Annotated in this window: 20 protein-coding genes; 12 read left to right on the top strand and 8 right to left on the bottom strand. The window is 70.3% G+C overall.

All coding sequences use genetic code 11. The annotated features are described in order from the left end of the window. Positions 1-53: 53 nt before the first annotated feature. The 7 genes from EPY72_RS12110 to EPY72_RS12080 all read left to right on the top strand — a co-directional run bounded on the left by EPY72_RS12110 (position 54) and on the right by EPY72_RS12080 (position 8,343). On the top strand, positions 54-722 hold the full coding sequence (locus EPY72_RS12110; RefSeq protein ID WP_135806593.1) for an O-methyltransferase: 669 nt from the start codon (positions 54-56) through the stop codon (positions 720-722). A gap of 202 nt (positions 723-924) precedes the next feature. After that, the gene (locus tag EPY72_RS12105; protein WP_168216032.1) at positions 925-2,730 is read left to right on the top strand and encodes a vWA domain-containing protein; all 1,806 of its coding nucleotides are present in this window, start codon (positions 925-927) and stop codon (positions 2,728-2,730) included. Next, the gene (locus EPY72_RS12100; RefSeq protein ID WP_135806591.1) at positions 2,730-5,066 is read left to right on the top strand and encodes a VWA domain-containing protein; all 2,337 of its coding nucleotides are present in this window, start codon (positions 2,730-2,732) and stop codon (positions 5,064-5,066) included. Before EPY72_RS12105 ends, EPY72_RS12100 begins: the two co-directional genes overlap by 1 nt. Continuing rightward, the gene (locus EPY72_RS12095; RefSeq protein WP_135806590.1) at positions 5,063-5,680 is read left to right on the top strand and encodes a hypothetical protein; all 618 of its coding nucleotides are present in this window, start codon (positions 5,063-5,065) and stop codon (positions 5,678-5,680) included. Before EPY72_RS12100 ends, EPY72_RS12095 begins: the two co-directional genes overlap by 4 nt. Further along, positions 5,677-6,543 carry a DUF7502 family protein gene (locus EPY72_RS12090; protein WP_135806589.1) on the top strand — a complete coding sequence of 289 codons (867 nt, stop codon included), beginning with the start codon at positions 5,677-5,679 and terminating at the stop codon, positions 6,541-6,543. The genes EPY72_RS12095 and EPY72_RS12090 overlap by 4 nt, the downstream gene beginning before the upstream one ends. Next, positions 6,536-7,489, top strand: coding sequence for an AAA family ATPase (locus EPY72_RS12085; RefSeq protein ID WP_135806588.1), 954 nt, complete (start codon positions 6,536-6,538; stop codon positions 7,487-7,489). The genes EPY72_RS12090 and EPY72_RS12085 overlap by 8 nt, the downstream gene beginning before the upstream one ends. Beyond that, positions 7,486-8,343, top strand: coding sequence for a DUF58 domain-containing protein (locus EPY72_RS12080; protein WP_135806587.1), 858 nt, complete (start codon positions 7,486-7,488; stop codon positions 8,341-8,343). The genes EPY72_RS12085 and EPY72_RS12080 overlap by 4 nt, the downstream gene beginning before the upstream one ends. A gap of 65 nt (positions 8,344-8,408) precedes the next feature. Here the strand turns inward: EPY72_RS12080 and EPY72_RS12075 are convergent, their stop codons facing one another. Together EPY72_RS12075 and EPY72_RS12070 are read right to left on the bottom strand one after the other, a co-directional pair. Beyond that, complete coding sequence (locus tag EPY72_RS12075; RefSeq protein ID WP_135806586.1) at positions 8,409-8,660, bottom strand: hypothetical protein; 252 nt, start codon at positions 8,658-8,660, stop codon at positions 8,409-8,411. A 50-nt stretch (positions 8,661-8,710) separates the two neighbouring features. Further along, positions 8,711-9,505 (bottom strand): creatininase family protein, encoded by a 795-nt coding sequence (locus EPY72_RS12070; protein ID WP_135806585.1) that lies wholly within the window; start codon positions 9,503-9,505, stop codon positions 8,711-8,713. Positions 9,506-9,674: 169 nt separating this feature from the next. Between EPY72_RS12070 and EPY72_RS12065 the strand changes: the two genes are divergently transcribed. After that, complete coding sequence (locus EPY72_RS12065; RefSeq protein ID WP_134671491.1) at positions 9,675-9,956, top strand: winged helix-turn-helix domain-containing protein; 282 nt, start codon at positions 9,675-9,677, stop codon at positions 9,954-9,956. Between the two features lie 37 nt (positions 9,957-9,993). On the opposite strand, the gene thiC is transcribed toward EPY72_RS12065, so the two are convergent. After that, complete coding sequence (thiC, locus tag EPY72_RS12060) at positions 9,994-11,406, bottom strand: phosphomethylpyrimidine synthase ThiC (protein WP_134671492.1); 1,413 nt, start codon at positions 11,404-11,406, stop codon at positions 9,994-9,996. 91 nt (positions 11,407-11,497) lie between these two features. Between thiC and EPY72_RS12055 the strand changes: the two genes are divergently transcribed. Beyond that, positions 11,498-13,129 (top strand): potassium channel family protein, encoded by a 1,632-nt coding sequence (locus EPY72_RS12055; protein WP_135806584.1) that lies wholly within the window; start codon positions 11,498-11,500, stop codon positions 13,127-13,129. A 39-nt stretch (positions 13,130-13,168) separates the two neighbouring features. Further along, positions 13,169-14,545, top strand: a complete 1,377-nt coding sequence (locus tag EPY72_RS12050) for a glycerate kinase type-2 family protein (RefSeq protein WP_135806583.1) — start codon at positions 13,169-13,171, stop codon at positions 14,543-14,545. A 20-nt stretch (positions 14,546-14,565) separates the two neighbouring features. Here EPY72_RS12050 and EPY72_RS12045 read toward each other — a convergent pair whose 3' ends face one another. From EPY72_RS12045 to EPY72_RS19460, 4 genes are all read right to left on the bottom strand, one after another. After that, the gene (locus tag EPY72_RS12045; RefSeq protein ID WP_135806582.1) at positions 14,566-14,817 is read right to left on the bottom strand and encodes a hypothetical protein; all 252 of its coding nucleotides are present in this window, start codon (positions 14,815-14,817) and stop codon (positions 14,566-14,568) included. Positions 14,818-14,918: 101 nt separating this feature from the next. After that, positions 14,919-15,197: a hypothetical protein gene (locus EPY72_RS12040; protein WP_135806581.1), complete on the bottom strand. Its 279-nt coding sequence runs from the start codon at positions 15,195-15,197 to the stop codon at positions 14,919-14,921. Positions 15,198-15,275: 78 nt separating this feature from the next. Then, entirely contained in the window at positions 15,276-15,578 is a 303-nt protein-coding gene (locus EPY72_RS12035) for a hypothetical protein (RefSeq protein WP_135806580.1), read from the bottom strand. A 229-nt stretch (positions 15,579-15,807) separates the two neighbouring features. Then, on the bottom strand, positions 15,808-15,957 hold the full coding sequence (locus EPY72_RS19460; protein WP_168216031.1) for a hypothetical protein: 150 nt from the start codon (positions 15,955-15,957) through the stop codon (positions 15,808-15,810). A gap of 164 nt (positions 15,958-16,121) precedes the next feature. Here EPY72_RS19460 and EPY72_RS12030 point away from each other — a divergent pair, with 164 nt between their 5' ends. Together EPY72_RS12030 and EPY72_RS12025 are read left to right on the top strand one after the other, a co-directional pair. Beyond that, the gene (locus EPY72_RS12030; protein ID WP_135806579.1) at positions 16,122-16,547 is read left to right on the top strand and encodes a hypothetical protein; all 426 of its coding nucleotides are present in this window, start codon (positions 16,122-16,124) and stop codon (positions 16,545-16,547) included. Next, entirely contained in the window at positions 16,544-16,837 is a 294-nt protein-coding gene (locus tag EPY72_RS12025) for a DUF7410 domain-containing protein (RefSeq protein ID WP_245154558.1), read from the top strand. The genes EPY72_RS12030 and EPY72_RS12025 overlap by 4 nt, the downstream gene beginning before the upstream one ends. 12 nt (positions 16,838-16,849) lie before the next feature. Here EPY72_RS12025 and EPY72_RS12020 read toward each other — a convergent pair whose 3' ends face one another. Continuing rightward, entirely contained in the window at positions 16,850-17,110 is a 261-nt protein-coding gene (locus EPY72_RS12020; RefSeq protein WP_134671500.1) for a cytochrome C oxidase subunit IV family protein, read from the bottom strand. Positions 17,111-17,112: the final 2 nt, after the last annotated feature.

The raw sequence follows: 17,112 nt of genomic DNA, 5'->3' as shown, positions 1-17,112 counted from the left end.
ACGAGTCCGCCCCGACGCCAACGGTTAACTGCCTCTCGTGCGTTCGATTCGCCATGTTCGAGCTACTGCCCGACGAGACCGAGCGGTTCGTGACCGCGATGGTCGGCGACCGCGACGAGACCCTCGCCGAGATGGCGGCCCACGGCGACGAGATCGGCTTCCCGACCGTGGGACCGGAGGTGGGCGCGTTCCTCCGGCTCGCGGCCCAGATGGTCGACGCCCGACGGATCTTCGAGTTCGGCTCGGGGTTCGGCTACTCGGCGTACTGGTTCGCCGAGGCCCTGCCCGCCGACGGCGAGATCGTGCTGACCGAACACGACGACGACGAGCTCGAATCGGCCCGCGAGTACCTCGAACGCGGCGGCTACGCCGACCGCGCGGCCTTCGAGTCGGGCGACGCCCTCGACACCGTCGAGCGCTACGACGGCCCGTTCGACGTGGTGCTGATCGACTGCCACAAGAGCGGCTACCCCGACGCCCTCGACGCGGTCCGGGAGAAAGTCGCCGACGGCGGCGTGGTGATCGCCGACAACGCGATGGAGAGCGGCGCGCAGGACTTCGAGGCGATCCTCGACGCCGTCGAAGGCGCCGACCAAGCGGCCCTCGACGCCGATACCCGCGGGGTCGCCGACTACCTCCTCGAGGTGCGGGACAGCGACGACTTCGAGACCGCGGCGGTCCCGCTCGGACAGGGACTGACGGTCAGCTACAAGCGGGCGTGACGCTCGGAAACGAGACAGATGTCCGAGCAGTTCGGCACAATAAGATATTTGGGGTACTCGGCGCAACGGCGTGATGAACGGTCCCCGCCGTTCCTCCGCTGCGGGCGACCGCCTCAAAGATGTCTCACACGCCCTCCAGACCGTCCGGCCATCCCGATCTCACGCCCTCGATCGACGCCAGTTCGGAGGGGATCCTGGCGCGATGAGCCTCGGCGGCATGCTCTCGTCGGCGTTCTTGCGGCCGCTTGGCCTCGCCGCGCTGGCCGCCGCTGTTCCCCTCTTGCTCTTGTATCTCCGCAAGCCCGACCCCACCAGAGTCGCGTTTCCCGCCGTCGAATTCCTGCTGGGCGACCGCGAGGAGCGGCGGTCGCGGCCGGCGTTCCGCCGCTTCCGTCGCAACGCGGTGCTAGTCATTCAACTGTTCGCGATCGGCGCGCTCGCGGTGACGCTCGCGGCGCCGTACGTCCCGGTCTCGGAGCAACGGACCGTCGAAGAGACCGTCCTCGTCGTCGACCGGAGCGCGAGCATGGCGACCCAGTCCGAGGGCGCGACCAGATTCGACCGGGCGGTCGACGCCGCGAGAGACGACGTCTCGGCGGAGACCTCAGTAGTCCTCTCGGGGGCCGCGACCGAGATCACCGTCCGGCGGGCGCCCGCCACAGCGGCTCGAGAAGCGCTTGGCGACCTCGCCGTCACGGGCGCGCCCGGCGACCTCTCGGAAGCGATCGAACGCGCGGTCGCGGTCGCGGGCGAGGACGCCCGCATCGTGGTCGTGAGCGACTTCGCCGACGCGGGCTGGCGGACCGCGGTGTCGGCGGCCCGCGCTCGGGGTTACTCGGTCGACCTCCGCCAGTTCGACGGCGGCGGGTCGACCAACGTCGGTGTCGTCGACCGGTCGTTTGCCGACGGGGCGATGTCGGTGCGAATCCGGAACTTCGGCGACTCGCGGACCGAGCGCCGCATCGAACTCGGCGACGCCTCGCGCTCGCTGACCCTCGCGCCCGGTGACGCGGCCGAGATCGCGCTCCCGGTTCCGGTGGGCGGCGGACGACTCCGGCTCGCGCCGAGTGACGACTTCGCGCTCGACGACTCGGTTCCGATCGCGGCGCCAGACGATCCCGAGATCGACGTACTGGTCGTGACCAACCGCGAGCGCCGTCCGCTGGTGGCCGCGCTCTCGGTGATCCGTGGCACCGACGTGACGGTCACGCGCCCGCCGGCATCGGTGTCGGGCGAGTACGACGCGGTGGTGTTCAGCGTGGTCGAACCGGGCCGGCTCCTCGACGGCACGCTCCGGGTCGCTCGCGAGACGCTCTCGCGGGGCGGCGGCGTCGTAATACAGGCTCAGCCGAACCTCTCGGCCGTCGGTTACGGCGATCTGCTCCCGATCGAACCGAATGGAACCGCGACCGACCCCGCGGTCGGTCGGGCCGCCGAGAGTCGCCTCACCGAGGGCGTGACGTTCCCTGCCCCCGAATCGTACGTGACGGCCGACCTCCGGGCCGGGCGGGCGCTCCTCCGGACGGCTAACGGTACGCCGCTGCTCGCAACCGCGAGTATCGACGGCGGACGGGTGCTCTACTACGGCTATCCCGCAAACGGCTCGGCGTTCGCGCACAACTACCGGTATCCGGTGTTCTGGAAGCGCGCGCTCTTCGATCTCACCGGCCGACGGCCCCTCGCCGACCTGAACCGCGAAACCGGCGACAGGCTCCAGTTCGAATCGGTGACGACCGTCGGGACGCCCACCGGAACGATCGAGGCCGAGTCGGTCACGCTCCGGCGGGTCGGCGTCTACGCGGCCGGCGGGGAGCGCTACGCCGCATCGCTGGCGAGCCGCGCGGAGTCGAATGTGAGTGCGCCGCCGGTTTCGGGCGGCTCGCCGGGCGCGGGTACGGAAACCGAGTCCCGGACCGTACCGCTCGAACTCACGCCGGTCGCGGCCGGAATCGCCGCGCTGGCGGCGCTCGCCGAGCTCGCGTTCCTACGCTATCGAGGTGATCTGTGATGCTTCCAGGAACCGACGCATCGGTCTCGTTTGCCCGTCCCGCCGTCCTGGCGGGGCTGCCGATCGCGGTGGCCGCCCTCTGGATCCTGATCTTTCACCGGCGAGACGGCGACGCCGGCCGGCGCGCTCGCGCCGTCCTGTTTGCGACCCGGTTCGCGGTCGTCGCGTGCCTCGTGGTCGCCGCCGCCGGACCGGTGGCGGTCACGACCGCGCGCACGCCAAGCGACCCGCGGGTCACGCTGATCGAGGACGAGTCGATCAGCATGGAGGTCTACGAGTCGGTCGCCGACGACCTCGCGGCCGGTATCGAAGCGGAAGGCGTCGCTGTCGAGCGGGTGGCGGTCGGCGCCGGGAACCGATCGCGGCTCGGCGACGGACTGCTCGCCAACCTCCGATCGAACGGAAGCGTCCTCGTTGTCTCGGACGGGCAGGTGACCGGCGGCGCGTCGATCGGCCGGGCGGCCGACCTCGCCCGGTCACTGAACGCGACTGTCAACCGGGTCTCGCTCTCGTCCGCCCGGAGCGACGCCAGAATCTCGGTTTCGGGACCCGCGAAGGCGAGCGTCGGGGTCGAAACCGAGTTCGGCGTCCGGGTCGCGGGCGTCGAATCGGTGCCCGACGGCGTCGAGGTGACAGTGACCGTCGACGGCTCGACGGTCGCGAGTCGGGCGGTCCCCGACGACGGGACGGTCGCGGTCTCGCACACCTTCTCGTCGGTCGGCCCCCACCGGGTGACCGCCCAGCTCTCGGGGGAGGACGCGTTCGCGGTCAACGACGTCTCTCGCCGGACCGTCCGGGCGGTCGAACAGCCGGAGGTGCTCTACGTTGCTCGCGGGGACTACGCTCTCGAATCGTCGCTTCGGGAGCTGTACGACGTGACTCGCGCTGAATCGGTGCCAGAGGATCTCGACGACTACTACGCAGTCGTCGTTCAGGACGTGGCGGCCGACGATCTCGGGGCGGTCAGTGCGCTCCAGGACCACGTCATCGACGGCGGCGGTCTGGTGGTCGCCGGCGGCGAGAACGCCTTCGAGAAGGGGGGCTACGAGAACTCTCGGCTCTCGTCGCTGCTCCCGGTGCGGGTCGGCGGCTCGACCGGCCGGAAGTCGAACGTCGCGCTCGCGGTCGACGTCTCGGGGAGCGCCGAGTCCGGGATGTCCGTCCAGAAGGCACTGGCGCTCGACGTGCTCGCCCAGCTCGGGGACCGCAACCGGGTCGGGCTAGTCGGGTTCAACGAAAACGCCTACCGGGTGGCCGACCTCGCGGCGCTCGGCGACTCGCGGGGTGACCTGAAGACCAAAATCCGGCGCCTCGAAAGTGGCGGCGGCACCGACCTCTCGGCCGGTCTGCTCGGGGCGGCTGAGACGCTGGGCGAGGGGGGCGGCACCGTGGTCCTGCTCAGCGACGGCCGGGACGACCCTCAGTCGTCGCTCGCCGCGGCCGACCGCCTCGCCGAGCGCGACGTTCGGGTCGTGACGGTCGGGGTCGGGAGCCTGAACGCCGAGGTGCTCCGGGGAATCGCCGAGCGGACCGGCGGGTCGTACCTTCCGGCCGACGAGACCGACCGGCTCCGGGTCCGGTTTGGCGGCCCCGATCGCCAGTACAGCGGCGACGGCGCGGTCGTCGTCGACGACGGTCACTTCGTCACCCGCGGGATCGACCTCGCGGCCTCGCTTCCGGGTGCCAACGACGTCGGCGTCAAGTCCGGCGCCGACCTGCTGGTCGCCACCGGATCCGGCGCGCCCGCGCTCGCGACGTGGCGGTTTGGCCTCGGACGAGTCGCCACGATCACCGCCTACGGCGCTGATGGGGGACTCGGGGACCTCCTGACTCGCCCGGACTCGCGGTTGATCTCGCAGTCGGTGAACTGGGCGATCGGAGATCCCCGCCGGAAAGAGACCGGGATCGTGGCGGCGCCCGACACCCGAGTCGGCGAGCCCACCACGATCGTCTACGCGGGCGAGCGCCGGCCCACCGTCGACGGTTTGTCGTTCTCGGCGGTCGGCGACGCACGGTACGAGGCCCGGACGGTCCCCACCGAGCCGGGCTTCCGGGAGGTGCTCGGCAGTTCGTACGCGGTCGACTACCGCGCGGAGTACACCGCCCTCGGTGTTTCTCCGGAACTGGAACGGGCGGTCGAACGAACGGGCGGCCGGACGTTCCAACCCGACCAGCCAGCCGCCGTCGCGTCGGCGGTCGCGCGCCAGACGACCCATCGCCGGGAAATCCAGCGGCCGTGGGACTGGGCGTTCGTCTTCGCGGCGCTGGTCGTCTACGTCGCCGAGGTCTGTGCCCGGCGGCTCCGTCGCCACCGCGGTCAGGGAGTGATACCATGAGCCAGATCGGAACCACGATCAACGTCGCGCTGGCCCTGTTCGTCGGACTGTCGGGGATCGGCCTCGTCGGCACGACGCTGTACTATCAGGAGTCCGTGGAGGAGTTGCGCTCGCAAAACCAGGCGCTCGCCGACCGCGGCGAGCGACTGGAATCGGAGCTCGCCGACCGCGACCGCCGGATCGAGGAGCTCAACGAGACGCTCGCGGCGCTCAACGAGTCGCTCCAGACCCGACGCTCGGACGTCGCGGCGGTCTCCGACCGGCTCCGGAAGACCGAGCGCGAACTCAACGCTACGCGCCGCGAGCTAAACGAGACCGAGCGAGAACTCGGGCGCGCGAACGACCGGGTCGAAGCGCTGCGCGAGCGGGTTGCCGAACTCGAAACCCGTCGCGACGAGCTCGAAGCCCGTAAGACGGAACTGGAAGCCGAGCTCGAACGCGCCCGCGAGCTCGGTGACGAACTCAACGAGACCCTCGACCGTCGGGCGGAGTTGCTGGAACGGAAAAACGAGACGCTGGCCGACCGGAAGCGACTGCTCGACAAGAAGAACCGGACGATCGAACGGCTCCGCGAGCGGATCGCGGCACTCGAAGGCGACTCGGAGGTCCAATGAGCCAAGAGAGTCCCGACGAGGTTCGACGGGCGCTCGCGGCCGTCCGTCGCGAGCAGTACAAGGCCGCGTTCGTCCACGCGAGCCTCGAAGCCGTGACCGTCGCGCTCGGGGTCCACCTGCTCGCCGGCGTCGCCGGGCTCCCGACTCTGGACGCTGAGGTGTTCACCGCGGCGTTCAAGCCGACCCAGATTCCGGCACCGGACGTCGGCGCGGTGCTTGCGGTGGTCGCGGGGCTCATCACCGCCCTCACGGGGTTCGGAATCCGGGCGCGCCGCCCCGCCGCAGAGGCCTTCGAGACCGCCAACCCCGAGGTCGCGACGGCGCTCCGAACCGCCCGCGACGCCGTCGGCGACGACCGGGACGATCCGATGGCACGGGCGCTGTACGGCGACGTGCTCGACTCCCTGACCGAGACTTCCAGTGTCAGACTGTTGGACCGCACCCGGATCGTCGCGGCGGTGGCGGTCGCGTTCGCGCTCAGCCTCGCGTCGGTCCAGACCGCGGTCGTCGGTCTTGACCTCGCGGGTCCGCCGTCGGACGCGACCGGCGTCGGTGACGGCTCGGTGACCGACCGGACGGCCGTCGACGACCCGTCGTCGACGGTGCTCCGTGACGGCGACGAACTGCTCGGGGAGCCGACCGACGTCGAGGCCGGGTCGGAGAACCTGACGGCCTCCGTCGGTTCCAGCCCTGGCGGTGAGGGCGAGTCGGTCCGCGACTACGACCGCGACGCTGGAGCCGATCCCGACGCCGGCTCGGTCGACGCTGTACGCGCCGACTACGCCGCGCCCGAGCGCGTCGAGGAGGCGGAGCTCGTGCGCCGCTACGCTCGCGAACTCGGAGGCAACGATACCGATGTCTGATAGAACACCTTCCATCGACGACGTGACGAACCGCGTGCAGGCGATTCGCTCGGCGGTCCGACGCCGGATCGTCGGTCAGGAGCGGGTGGTCGACGACGTGCTCGCTTGCATGCTCTGTGACGGCAACGCCCTGTTGGAGAGTACGCCCGGGCTCGGCAAGACCCTGCTGGTCCGGACGCTGGCGGAGGCGACGGGCCTTTCGTTCTCCCGTATCCAGAACACCCCCGATCTGATGCCCTCGGACGTTATCGGGACCGAGATGGTCCGTGAGACTGATTCCGGCCGGCGATTCAGCTTCGAGAAGGGGCCGGTGTTCGCCAACCTCGTGCTCTCCGACGAGATCAACCGCGCGACCCCGAAGACCCAGTCGGCTCTACTCGAAGCTATGGAGGAGGGACAGGTGACCGCCGGCAACGAGACATACGACCTGCCCGAGCCGTTCTTCGTGCTCGCGACCCAGAACCCGATCGACCAGGAGGGGACCTACCCGCTCCCGGAGGCCCAGTCGGATCGCTTTCTTCTGAAAGTCGTCGTCGACTACCCGTCGGCCGACGCCGAGCGCGAGATCGTCGACCGGTACACCGGCGACGTCGACGCCTCGGTCTCGGTCGACGAGCAGGTCTCGGCCCGCGAGCTCCGCCGGATGCAGCGGCTCACCCATAGGGTCCCGATCGCGGACGACGTTCGGGATCTGGCTGTCGGCCTCGTTCGAGCGACCCGGGCTCACGAGGATCTCGAATACGGCGCCAGCCCGCGCGCGAGCATGTCACTGGTGCGAGCGGCGAAGGCTCGGGCGCTCATGGAGGGTCGGACTCACGTCGACGCCGCCGACGTGACCGCGATGGCGAAGCCGGTGTTGCGCCACCGGATCGTGGTCGACTTCCGGGCCGAGCGCGAGGGAGCGACTCCCGACGACGTGATCGAGCGACTCGTCACAGAGAGATGATCACACCGGAGTTTCTCGCCGAACTCGACCGGTTCGAGGCGGGACGAGACCGGCGGCCCCGGTCCGAACGCCCCGGCGAGCGCACGACCGAGGCGGTCGGCGAGGGACTGACGTTCGCGGACTACCGCCGGTACGAGCCCGGCGACGAGCCCCGGTTCATCGACTGGAATCTCTACGCCCGGACCGACGAGCTCTACGTCAAGCAGTTCGAGGCCGAGCGCAACTTCACCGTCCATGTCCTGATCGACGCCAGCGCGTCGATGGACTTCGGCAACGGCGACGCCCACAAGTTCGAGTACGCCGCCAAACTCGGACTCGGGTTCGCCTATCTCACCGCTCGCGAGCACAACGACTTCCGGTTCGCGGTGTTCGACTCGGCGGTTCGTCGGCTCGACCGCGGGCGCTCGAATCGCGGTGAGGTGCTCGGGCTGGTCGAGGAGTGCAACGCGGTCGATCCCGACGGCGTGGCCGCGTTCGAAACCGCGCTGACTGACTACGCCGCAACAATCGACTCGAAGGCTTTGGTAGTCGTCTGCAGCGACTTCCTTGAGGACGCCGACGCCGTCGGGGCGGGGCTGGAAGCGCTCGCGTCGAACCAGCTCGTGGTCGCCCGCGTCGTCGCGCCCGGCGAGCGCGACCTGCCGACCGCAGGCGACACGCTGTTCGAGGCACTCGAGTCCGAGGAGTCTCTCCGTGCGTACGTCGGGGAGCGGTTCGAGCGCGGCTACCGGGAACGATTCGACGACCACGCCGACGCCGTCGAGGAGGTCGCCCGAGACCGCCGGGCGCGCTACGAGCGCGTCGACACCGACGCGCCCGTCTTCGACTCCTTCGGCGACCTCTGGTTCGAGTGAGCCGTTGGGCCGGTATCGGAGCCCCGCTGTGTGGCCCGCCTAGGCGTGCGATTCGTCCGTCTTGCTCACCGCGCCCACTCGACCAGCCACGCCACGACGCCCGCGCCCATCAGGAAGATGCCGATCGCCGAGGTGGCGGGCTCGGGGAACAGAAAGAGGACGAGACCGACGACGAGCGCCAGCGAGGCCAGCTCTCGTTCCCACCAGCTCTCGTCGGCGTCGGCGGTTCCCGCCTCGCCGTACACGCCCCCGTCGAACTCGTCGTCGCGCCGTCGGTCGGCGGCGCCGGCGCGGTCGCGGTTCGGATCGTGGCTCATGCCCACCCGATCGACGGCGGAGAGGGTATGCGTTGGGGCCGAGGCCGGCGCTACCGCCGGCTCCCGGGCTGGGGGTCGACGTGGGGCTTGGCCATCAGGTCCTCGAACTGCCGGTCGTCGATCCACGCCAGCAACTGGGCCAACTGGTCGCTGGCGGCCTCGAAGAGGCGCTCGCCCTTCTCGGGAGTGGCGTCGGTCTGGTCGCCGAGCACGCCGTTGTCGGTGTTGTCGATCGAGTCGTAGAAGTTGCGCGCGCCGTGGACGTACGTCTCGGAGTCGGGCCAGTCGGCGGCCCCGCCGTCGCGGGCGTCGGTCAGTTTCTCCTCGCGCACGAGGTCGGGGTCGATGTGCATCATCATCGCGGTCTCCTTCGGGCCGCCGTGGGGGCCGTTGGTCTCGAAGACCTCGTCGACGAGGTCCGGAATCGACTCGTCCCACATCCACTCGATCGCGTAGGCGACCTCCTCGCGCCGGAGGCGCCGGCCCACCTCCCGGAGGTGGGTCTGGTTGCCGCCGTGGGCGTTGACGTAGACGATGCGGTCGATCCCGTGGTACGCGAGGTTCCGCGAGAAGCTCTCGACGTAGTCGCGGAACTCTGGCGGGTCGGCCCACATCGTGCCGTGGAACTGCTTGTGGTGGGGGCTGACTCCGACGTCGACCGTCGGGGTGCAGAGATAGCCCGTCCGGTCGGCGGCCTCGCGGGCCAGCGACTCGGCGATGCGGTGGTCGGTCGACAGCGGGAGGTGCGGGCCGTGCTGTTCGGTCGAGCCAAGCGGGACGATCGCGAGCGACTCCTCGGCGACGTAGTCGCCCAACTCGGGCCACGTCTGGTCGGCAAGGTACATATCGGATAACCGGGACGAACCCGCTTAGTTCTTCTCAAGCCGGAACTGCCTTCGATTCGGCGGCGTCGCGAACTCGCCCGCCACTGCCGTCACGGGGTTACCTCGCGGTAACCTCGTTTCACCAGGGTTAGCAAACGTATAATTGGGTGGCGCGTCACGTTGGAGACGAATGACTGAGTGTCTCGATCCCGAAGCGCCGCCCAGCGCAAAGCTCATCGTCAAGGTACTGGAGTACGCCGACGATCCGCTGACACAGCAACAGATCGCCGATCGGACGCGGCTCTCTCCGCGAACGGTCCGGAGTTCGATCAAGCGACTCAAAGACGACGACGTGATCGAGGAGCGCGTCTACATCCCCGACGCGCGCAAACAGCTCTATCTCCTCTCCGAATCGGTCGAGGAGTGCCTGCAGGCCGGCGAGGCCGGCGTCGAGGGCGTCGAAGCGGTCTGATCGCGGCCGACCGTCGGCGCCGCGGTCGCCCCGTCGATCAGTCGTCGGCCGAGGGGTACTCCACGTCGAGATCCAGATCGACCTCGTGGGCGCCGGTCGGCGGCCGGTTCGCCTCGGCCGCCCCGGAGCCATCGAGGTCGGTCTCGTCGCTGATCGCGTTCATCTCGCCGTCGGCCTCGCGGGCGTCCTGATCGATGCGCATCGAGCAGAACTCGGCGCCGCACATCGAGCAAAAGCGGGCCTCCTTGTAGTTGTCGCCCGGGAGCGTCTGGTCGTGGTACGACCGGGCGCGCTCGGGGTCGAGCGCCAACTCGAACTGGCGCTCCCAGTCGAAGTCGTACCGGGCCTCCGAGAGGGCGTCGTCCCAGTCGCGTGCGCCCGGCCGGTCGTTCGCCACGTCGGCGGCGTGGGCCGCGATGCGGTAGGCGGCAAGCCCCTCCCGAACGTCCTCGGCGTCCGGAAGCCCGAGATGTTCTTTCGGCGTGACGTAACAGAGCATCGCCGCGCCCGCCCGGGCGGCTTCGGTCGCGCCGATGGCGCTGGTGATGTGGTCGTAGCCGGGCGCGACGTCGGTCACCAGCGGCCCGAGCACGTAGAACGGCGCGCCGTCACAGACCTCCTGTTGGCGCTCGACGTTCGCCGCGATCTGGTCCATCGGGACGTGGCCCGGCCCCTCGACCATCACCTGCACGCCGCGGTCCTGTGCGACCCGAGTGAGTTCGCCCAGCGTCTCCAGTTCGGCGAACTGCGCCTCGTCGCTGGCGTCGGCCAGACAGCCGGGCCGGAGCCCGTCGCCGAGCGAGAACGTCACGTCGTACTCCGCGAAAATCTCGCAGATGTCCTCGAAGTGGACGTACAGCGGGTTCTGCTCGCCGTTCTCCTCCATCCACTCCGCGAGGATCGACCCGCCCCGCGAGACGATGCCGGTCTTGCGGCCGTCGGTCAGCGGGAGGTGTTCGGCCAGCACGCCGGCGTGGATCGTCTGATAGTCGACGCCCTGTTTGGCCTGCTTTTCGATCACGTCGAGGAGCAACTCCGGGGTGATGTCGGCGACGCTCTCGGCGCGCTTGACCGCCTCGTAGATCGGGACGGTGCCGATCGGTACCGGCGACCGGTCGACGTTGGCCGTCCGGATGCGATCGAGGTCGCCGCCGGTCGAGAGGTCCATCACGGTGTCGGCGCCGTAGTGGACCGCGGTGTGGAGCTTCTCTACCTCCTCGTCGACTCCGCTGTCGGTCTCGCTGTTGCCGATGTTGGCGTTGACCTTCGTGGCGAACTCCCGGCCGATCACCATCGGATCGAGCCGGTCGTGGTTGACGTTGGCCGGGATCACGGCCCGCCCGTCCGCGACCGCCTCGCGGACGAACTCGGGGCTCACTCGTTCGCGCTCGGCGATCCGCTCCATGGCTTCGGTCACTGTTCCGCGTCTGGCGGCACGTAGTTGCGTCATCAATTACCTAGTAATACTACTTGGTAATAACTCTGTGGGCGTCGAGTCTCGTCCCGAACACGTTTAACGGGGGACTGAAAACCCAAACCCGATGAACTCGTGGCAGCGCAGAACCGCCTCTTATCTCGCCACGCTCGTGGTGATCATCCTGAGCTTCGCTGTCGTGTACGACTACGGGATGGCCGCCTTCGAGGGGCGGCCCCAGCCGTTCTATCACTCGCTTCAGGTCGTCGTCGAGACGTTCACGACGACCGGCTACGGCTCGAACGCGCCGTGGACGAGCCCGGAGATGACCGCGCTCGTGGTGGTGATGGACCTCACCGGCGTCGTGCTCATCTTCATGGCGTTGCCCGTCTTCGTCGTGCCGCTGTTCGAGGAAGCCGTCTCGACAACGGTCCCGACCGCCGTCGAGGACCTCGAAGACCACGTCGTCGTCTGCACGTTCTCCCCGCGAGTCGAGACCCTCGTCGAGGAGTTTCGCTCGTGGGGCGTCGACTACGTCGTGATCGAGGCCGACCGCGAGCGCGCGATCGACCTCTACGAGTCGGGCTACGAGGTGATCTACGGCGACCCCCAATCGGTCGAGACGCTACGGGCGGCCGGCGTCGGGGAGGCGACCGCGGTGGTCGCCGACGCGAGCGACGAGGAGGACGTCGGGATCGTGCTCACGGCCCGCGAGGCGTCCGCCGACGTCCGGGTGGTCAGCGTGGTCGAGGACCCCGACCTCTCGGCGTACCACGAACTCGCCGGCGTCGACGCGGTGCTGTCGCCCCGCGAACTCCTCGGCGAGAGCCTCGCCGACAAGGTGACGACCGGAGTCAACGCGGAGATCGACGGCGGCGTCGAGATCGGCGAGGACTTCGAGGTGGCCGAACTCCCGGTCCAGCGCGGTAGCGACCTCGTGGGCCGGACGCTCGCCGAGAGCGGGATCCGCGAGCGGGCGGGCGCGAACGTGATCGGCGCGTGGGTCCGCGGGGAGTTCGAGACGCCCCCGCCGCCCGACGCCGAGATCGACGCCGGGACCATCCTGCTGGTCGCGGGCCGAGAGGACAGGCTCGAACGGCTCAAGGCGCTGACGCGCTCGTCGGTCCGACCGTCCCGCCGGGGCAACGTGCTCGTGGTCGGCTACGGCGAGGTCGGCTCGACGGTCGCCGCCGAACTGGCCGCCGCCGACGTGCCCTACACCACCGTCGACGTCGAGGACAACCCCGGCGTCGACGTGGTCGGCGACGCGACCGACCCCGAGACGCTTCGGGCGGCCGGCATCGAGAACGCTCGGACGGTCGTGCTGTCGCTGGCCGACGACACCCTCACCAGCTTCGCCACGCTGGTGGTCCGGGACCTCGACGCCGACGTCGAGATCCTCGCGCGCGCCGAGGAGACCGAGAGCGTCCGGAAGATCTATCGGGCGGGCGCCGACTACGTCCTCGCGCTCTCGCGGATCTCTGGCCGGATGCTGGCCTCGACCATCCTCGAAGAAGAGGAGGTCATCTCGATGGACAAACAGATCGAGGTCGTCCGGACCACCGCGCCCGCGCTCGCCGGCCAGACCCTCGCGGGGGCCGACGTGCGCGCCCGGACCGGGTGTACGGTGGTCGCCGTCGAGCGCGACGGCGCGGTCATCACCGACCTCGACCCGGACTTCCGTCTGCGGGACGGCGACGACGTCGTGGTGGCGGGCACCGACGAGGGGGTAAACAGGTTCACGACGCTCGCGAACTGATCCCCAGAAGTTAGGAGCCTCTCGGTCGAACGCGGACGTATGACCGACGAGTCCGCGATTCGGAACCGGGCGGCGCTCGCGGGAACGCCCGCCCGAGCGCTCGCGCTCGAGTGCCTCGACGCCGGGATCGCGGCGGCCGACCCCCGTCGAGTCGTCCGCGAGGCGGTCGGGATCGACGGCGATGTCCTGACGGTCGCCGGGACGCGCTACGATCTGGGCGACTACGAGGAACTCGTCGTCCTCGGCGGCGGGAAGGCCGCCCGGGGCGTCGCGGCGGCCCTCGAAGCCGCCCTCGGCGACCGGATCGACCGGGGCGCGGTGGTGACCGACGGCGCCGACGACGCCGACCCCCTAGAACGCGTCGACGCGCTCGCCGGCGACCACCCCGTGCCGAGCGAGCGCGGCGTCGAGAGCGCGCGCCGCGTGCTCGAACTCGCCGACGGCGCCGCCGACGAGACCCTCGTGCTGGCGCCGATCACCGGCGGCGCGAGCGCGCTGTTGCCCGCGCCCGCCGACGGAATCTCGCTCGCCGACCTCCGAGCGACCACGGACGCCCTGCTGGACAGCGGCGCGGCCATCGGCGAGATAAACGCCGTCCGCAAACACCTCTCGGCGCTGAAGGGCGGCCGGCTCGCCGCCCGGGCGGCCCCGGCGACCGTCGTCGGACTGGTCCTGAGCGACGTGGTCGGCGACGACTTCGGCGTCGTCGCCAGCGGTCCCGTCGTGGCCGACGACTCGACGTACGAGGACGCGCTCGGCGTGCTGGACCGGTACGACCTCGACGCCCCAGCGAGCGTTCGCGATCGGCTGACCGCGGGCGCGCGCGGCGAGGTCGCCGAGACGCCTTCCGTGGGCGATCCGGTCTTCGAGCGCGTGTCGGTCCACCTCCTCGCGAGCGCGCGGACCGCACTCGACGCCGCGGCCGAGACCGCCCGGGAGGCGGGCTACGAGCCGCTGATCTTGTCCTCGCGGGTTCGCGGGGAGGCCCGAGAGGCCGCAAAGACCCACGTCGCGGTCGCCGAGGAGAGCCTCCTGACCGGCGATCCCGTCGCTCCGCCCGCGGTCGTGCTCTCGGGCGGCGAGACGACGGTGACAGTCACCGGCGACGGCGAGGGCGGGCCGAACCTCGAGTTCGCGCTGTCGGCCGCCGCGTCGATAGACGCCTCGGGGGTCGCGATCGCCAGCCTCGACACCGACGGCCGCGACGGGGGGACCGACGCGGCGGGCGGCATCGTCGACGCCGAGACGGTCGGCGACCGGCTCTCGGCCGACGACGCCCGCGACGCGCTCGCGGACAACGACGCGCTCGCGGCGTTGGACGCCGCCGACTGCGCGGTCCGGACCGGCCCGACCGGAACGAACGTCAACGACCTGCGCGTGCTCGCGATCGCGGACCCGAGCGAGCCCTCGGAGTAGTCCGCGGTCGGCGGTCGGCGCTACCGCGCGCCGCGGACGATTATCTCGGCGCCACAGTCGGGACACCGTCCGCGGCTCGCCTCGAAGTCCGAGCCACAGAAGTCACAGACGTGTTCGTCGTCGCGGTCGGTCGCGTGCGAATCGCGTTCGGGGTCTCTCGTCGGGGGCTGGTCGTCGGGTGCCGATTCGGGAGCCGGACGGTCGGTGTCGTTCGGCGCCTCGCGGTCGCCGCGACCGCCCAGTCCCTCGGTGATGCCGTTCAGGAAGTCCATGCGTCACCGTACCGTCCGGTCGGCCTATCTATTGTTATGTCGGGCCTTCGGACGCGTACGGAGCGCCTATAGTCGTCTCGCCCCGCGGGCCGCGGGTCGACTTACTCGACCGCGACGAGCGCTCGGCTCGCACCCCGAACCGCGGCGAGTGCGAGCGCGAACGGCGCGACGACGCCGGCGGCCGTCAGGACGACCACCGCCAGCGGGTGAGCGGAGGCGACGGCGAGCGCCGCGGCGGCGCCGACGGCGAACGCGACCAGACCCGCGACCGTCCCGGCCAGCGCGCCGATGACGGCCGCGGCGCTGGCGGTCAGTCGTCGGGTGGTCTCGGCGGTGAGTCGGGTCGATGCGTGGCGTCGCGTGGATTCGGTGTGTCGCATGGTCTGGTGTCAGTGGGCGACGGTGGGTCGTCGCCCGTTCGCGTCGGTCGTCGGCTGTGCGTTCGGGTCGCGGCCGTCTCAGGCCGAGCGCGCGGGTTCGATCTCGGTCACCTCGCGGACGCCGAACTGGTCGGTGACGGCGTCCCGGACCGCGGCCCGCGCGTCCTCGTCGGCGTCGGCGCGGACGCGCAGTCGGACCGAGGCGTCGACCCGGAGGTCGTTCAGCGTGGGCCTAACGCCCGAGATGGCCACGACTTCGGTTCGGTCGACCGCGGCGCTTCGGGCGAGGACGGCGGCGATGCCCTCCTGTAAGGTACCGTCGCCGCCGCGGGGAACGTGCAGTTCGAGGTCGGCGGTCGCGTCGATTGTGGAGTCCGTCATTGGTGGCTGTGGTGCCCCCCGCGGGTCGGTGCCCGCGTCGGGAGCGGAGCGTCTGCTGGTCGGTTCGAACCGCGAGACGCCGCGCCTCGCCGGGAGATGCGCCGGAGAAGTGGTCGCTCGGACCGCCTCGACCGGCACACGCCGCCGGCTTCCGGGTGTGGTGACACGCAGGAAACGAGCGGCCCCGGCGTCCGCCGAGGGGCGAACCCCGTCGGCGTCGGCGGACGCCTTACGCGGCCGGAGCGGTCCGAGTGAGGTGATAGATACTCTCACCCATGGCGTCCACCCGCCCGGCGAGCGCACACCGAGCAGAACTCCCGGAGCCGACGCTGTCGGACTGGGCGCCGACCGCGTCGAACCGGTTGCGTGGACGTTTCATGGGGTTCACCTCGCGCCCGGTCGTGCCGGGCGACTGACGTACCCGTCCGTTCAGCGGGTTGAGTATTAAAATTGGTTGAGCAGTGATACCGTTCGTCACACTCTCGACGAGCCAACCTTTATGGTTGTTAATATCTAACACGACTGCGTCACGGAGTGGCTCAGATGGTCGAATCCGCATACGTCGCGAGCGCGCTCGCGACCGGCGCCCTCCTCGTCGCGGTCTGGGTGGGGCTGGCACGGACGGGCGAACGCCCCCGGTACGAGGTGGGCGACGACCACGACTACGAGCGCGACGCGACCGACGGCGACTCGATCGCGGCGTGGGCGGCCGGATTCTTCGGGCTGTTGCTCGCCGGTGGCGGCGTCGCGGTGGCGTCGGTCAGCGACGTGTCGGTGCCCGCCGCGATCGGTCCGGCCGCGTTCGTCGGCCTGTTCGGCGCGTTGCTGGTCGGCTACCTGCTGTGGGGGACCTACCAGTCGGCGCGGGTCCGCGGGCTCCGGAGTTCCCAGGCCGCGCTCCTGAGCGCGTGGCTGTTCGGGACGCTCGTCCTCGCGGCGATCGTCGCCGACCTCGTAGTGGGGTGGTGAGCGTGGCCGTCTCCGAACGCGACCTCCGGGTTCCCGACGCCGAGACGCCCGCCAGATGTCCCCACTGCGGCCGACCCTTCCGGAGCGAGCGCCTCCGGGCGCTCCACCTCGGCGAGTCCCATCCCGAACGCTGTTCGGCCGACGAGCGGGCGGCGTACGAAACCGCCCGCGAGGCCGAGGCCGACGACCTGTTCGTCTACCACCTCAAGGTGGTCGGCGCGCTGGTGGGGCTGTACGCCTTTTTCGTGTTCTCGTACATGGCGGTGGCCGCGGTCCAGGCGCCGGGGTGAGCGCCCCGCGTGCTACGTGATCGAGTACGACGACGCGACCGTCAGCGCGAGCGCCGCCAGCAGTCCGACCAGCAACACGAACGAGATCGACCGGGGTTCCCACCGGAGGTGCTGGTAGTAGCCCGCGACGATCGCGGCCTTCAGGAACGACAGGCCGACGATCGTCCAGAGGCCGACCCAGTAGTCGAGGCCCGCGAACTCCACGAGCGTCTGGGCGGTCGCGAGCCCGAACAGCACCACGTAGATCGCCGTGTAGAGTCTGAGCTTGCTCATTG

It is taken from the genome of Halorussus marinus, assembly GCF_004765795.1.
GTDB lineage: Archaea > Halobacteriota > Halobacteria > Halobacteriales > Haladaptataceae > Halorussus > Halorussus marinus.
This window is presented reverse-complemented; position numbering and strand designations above follow the sequence as displayed.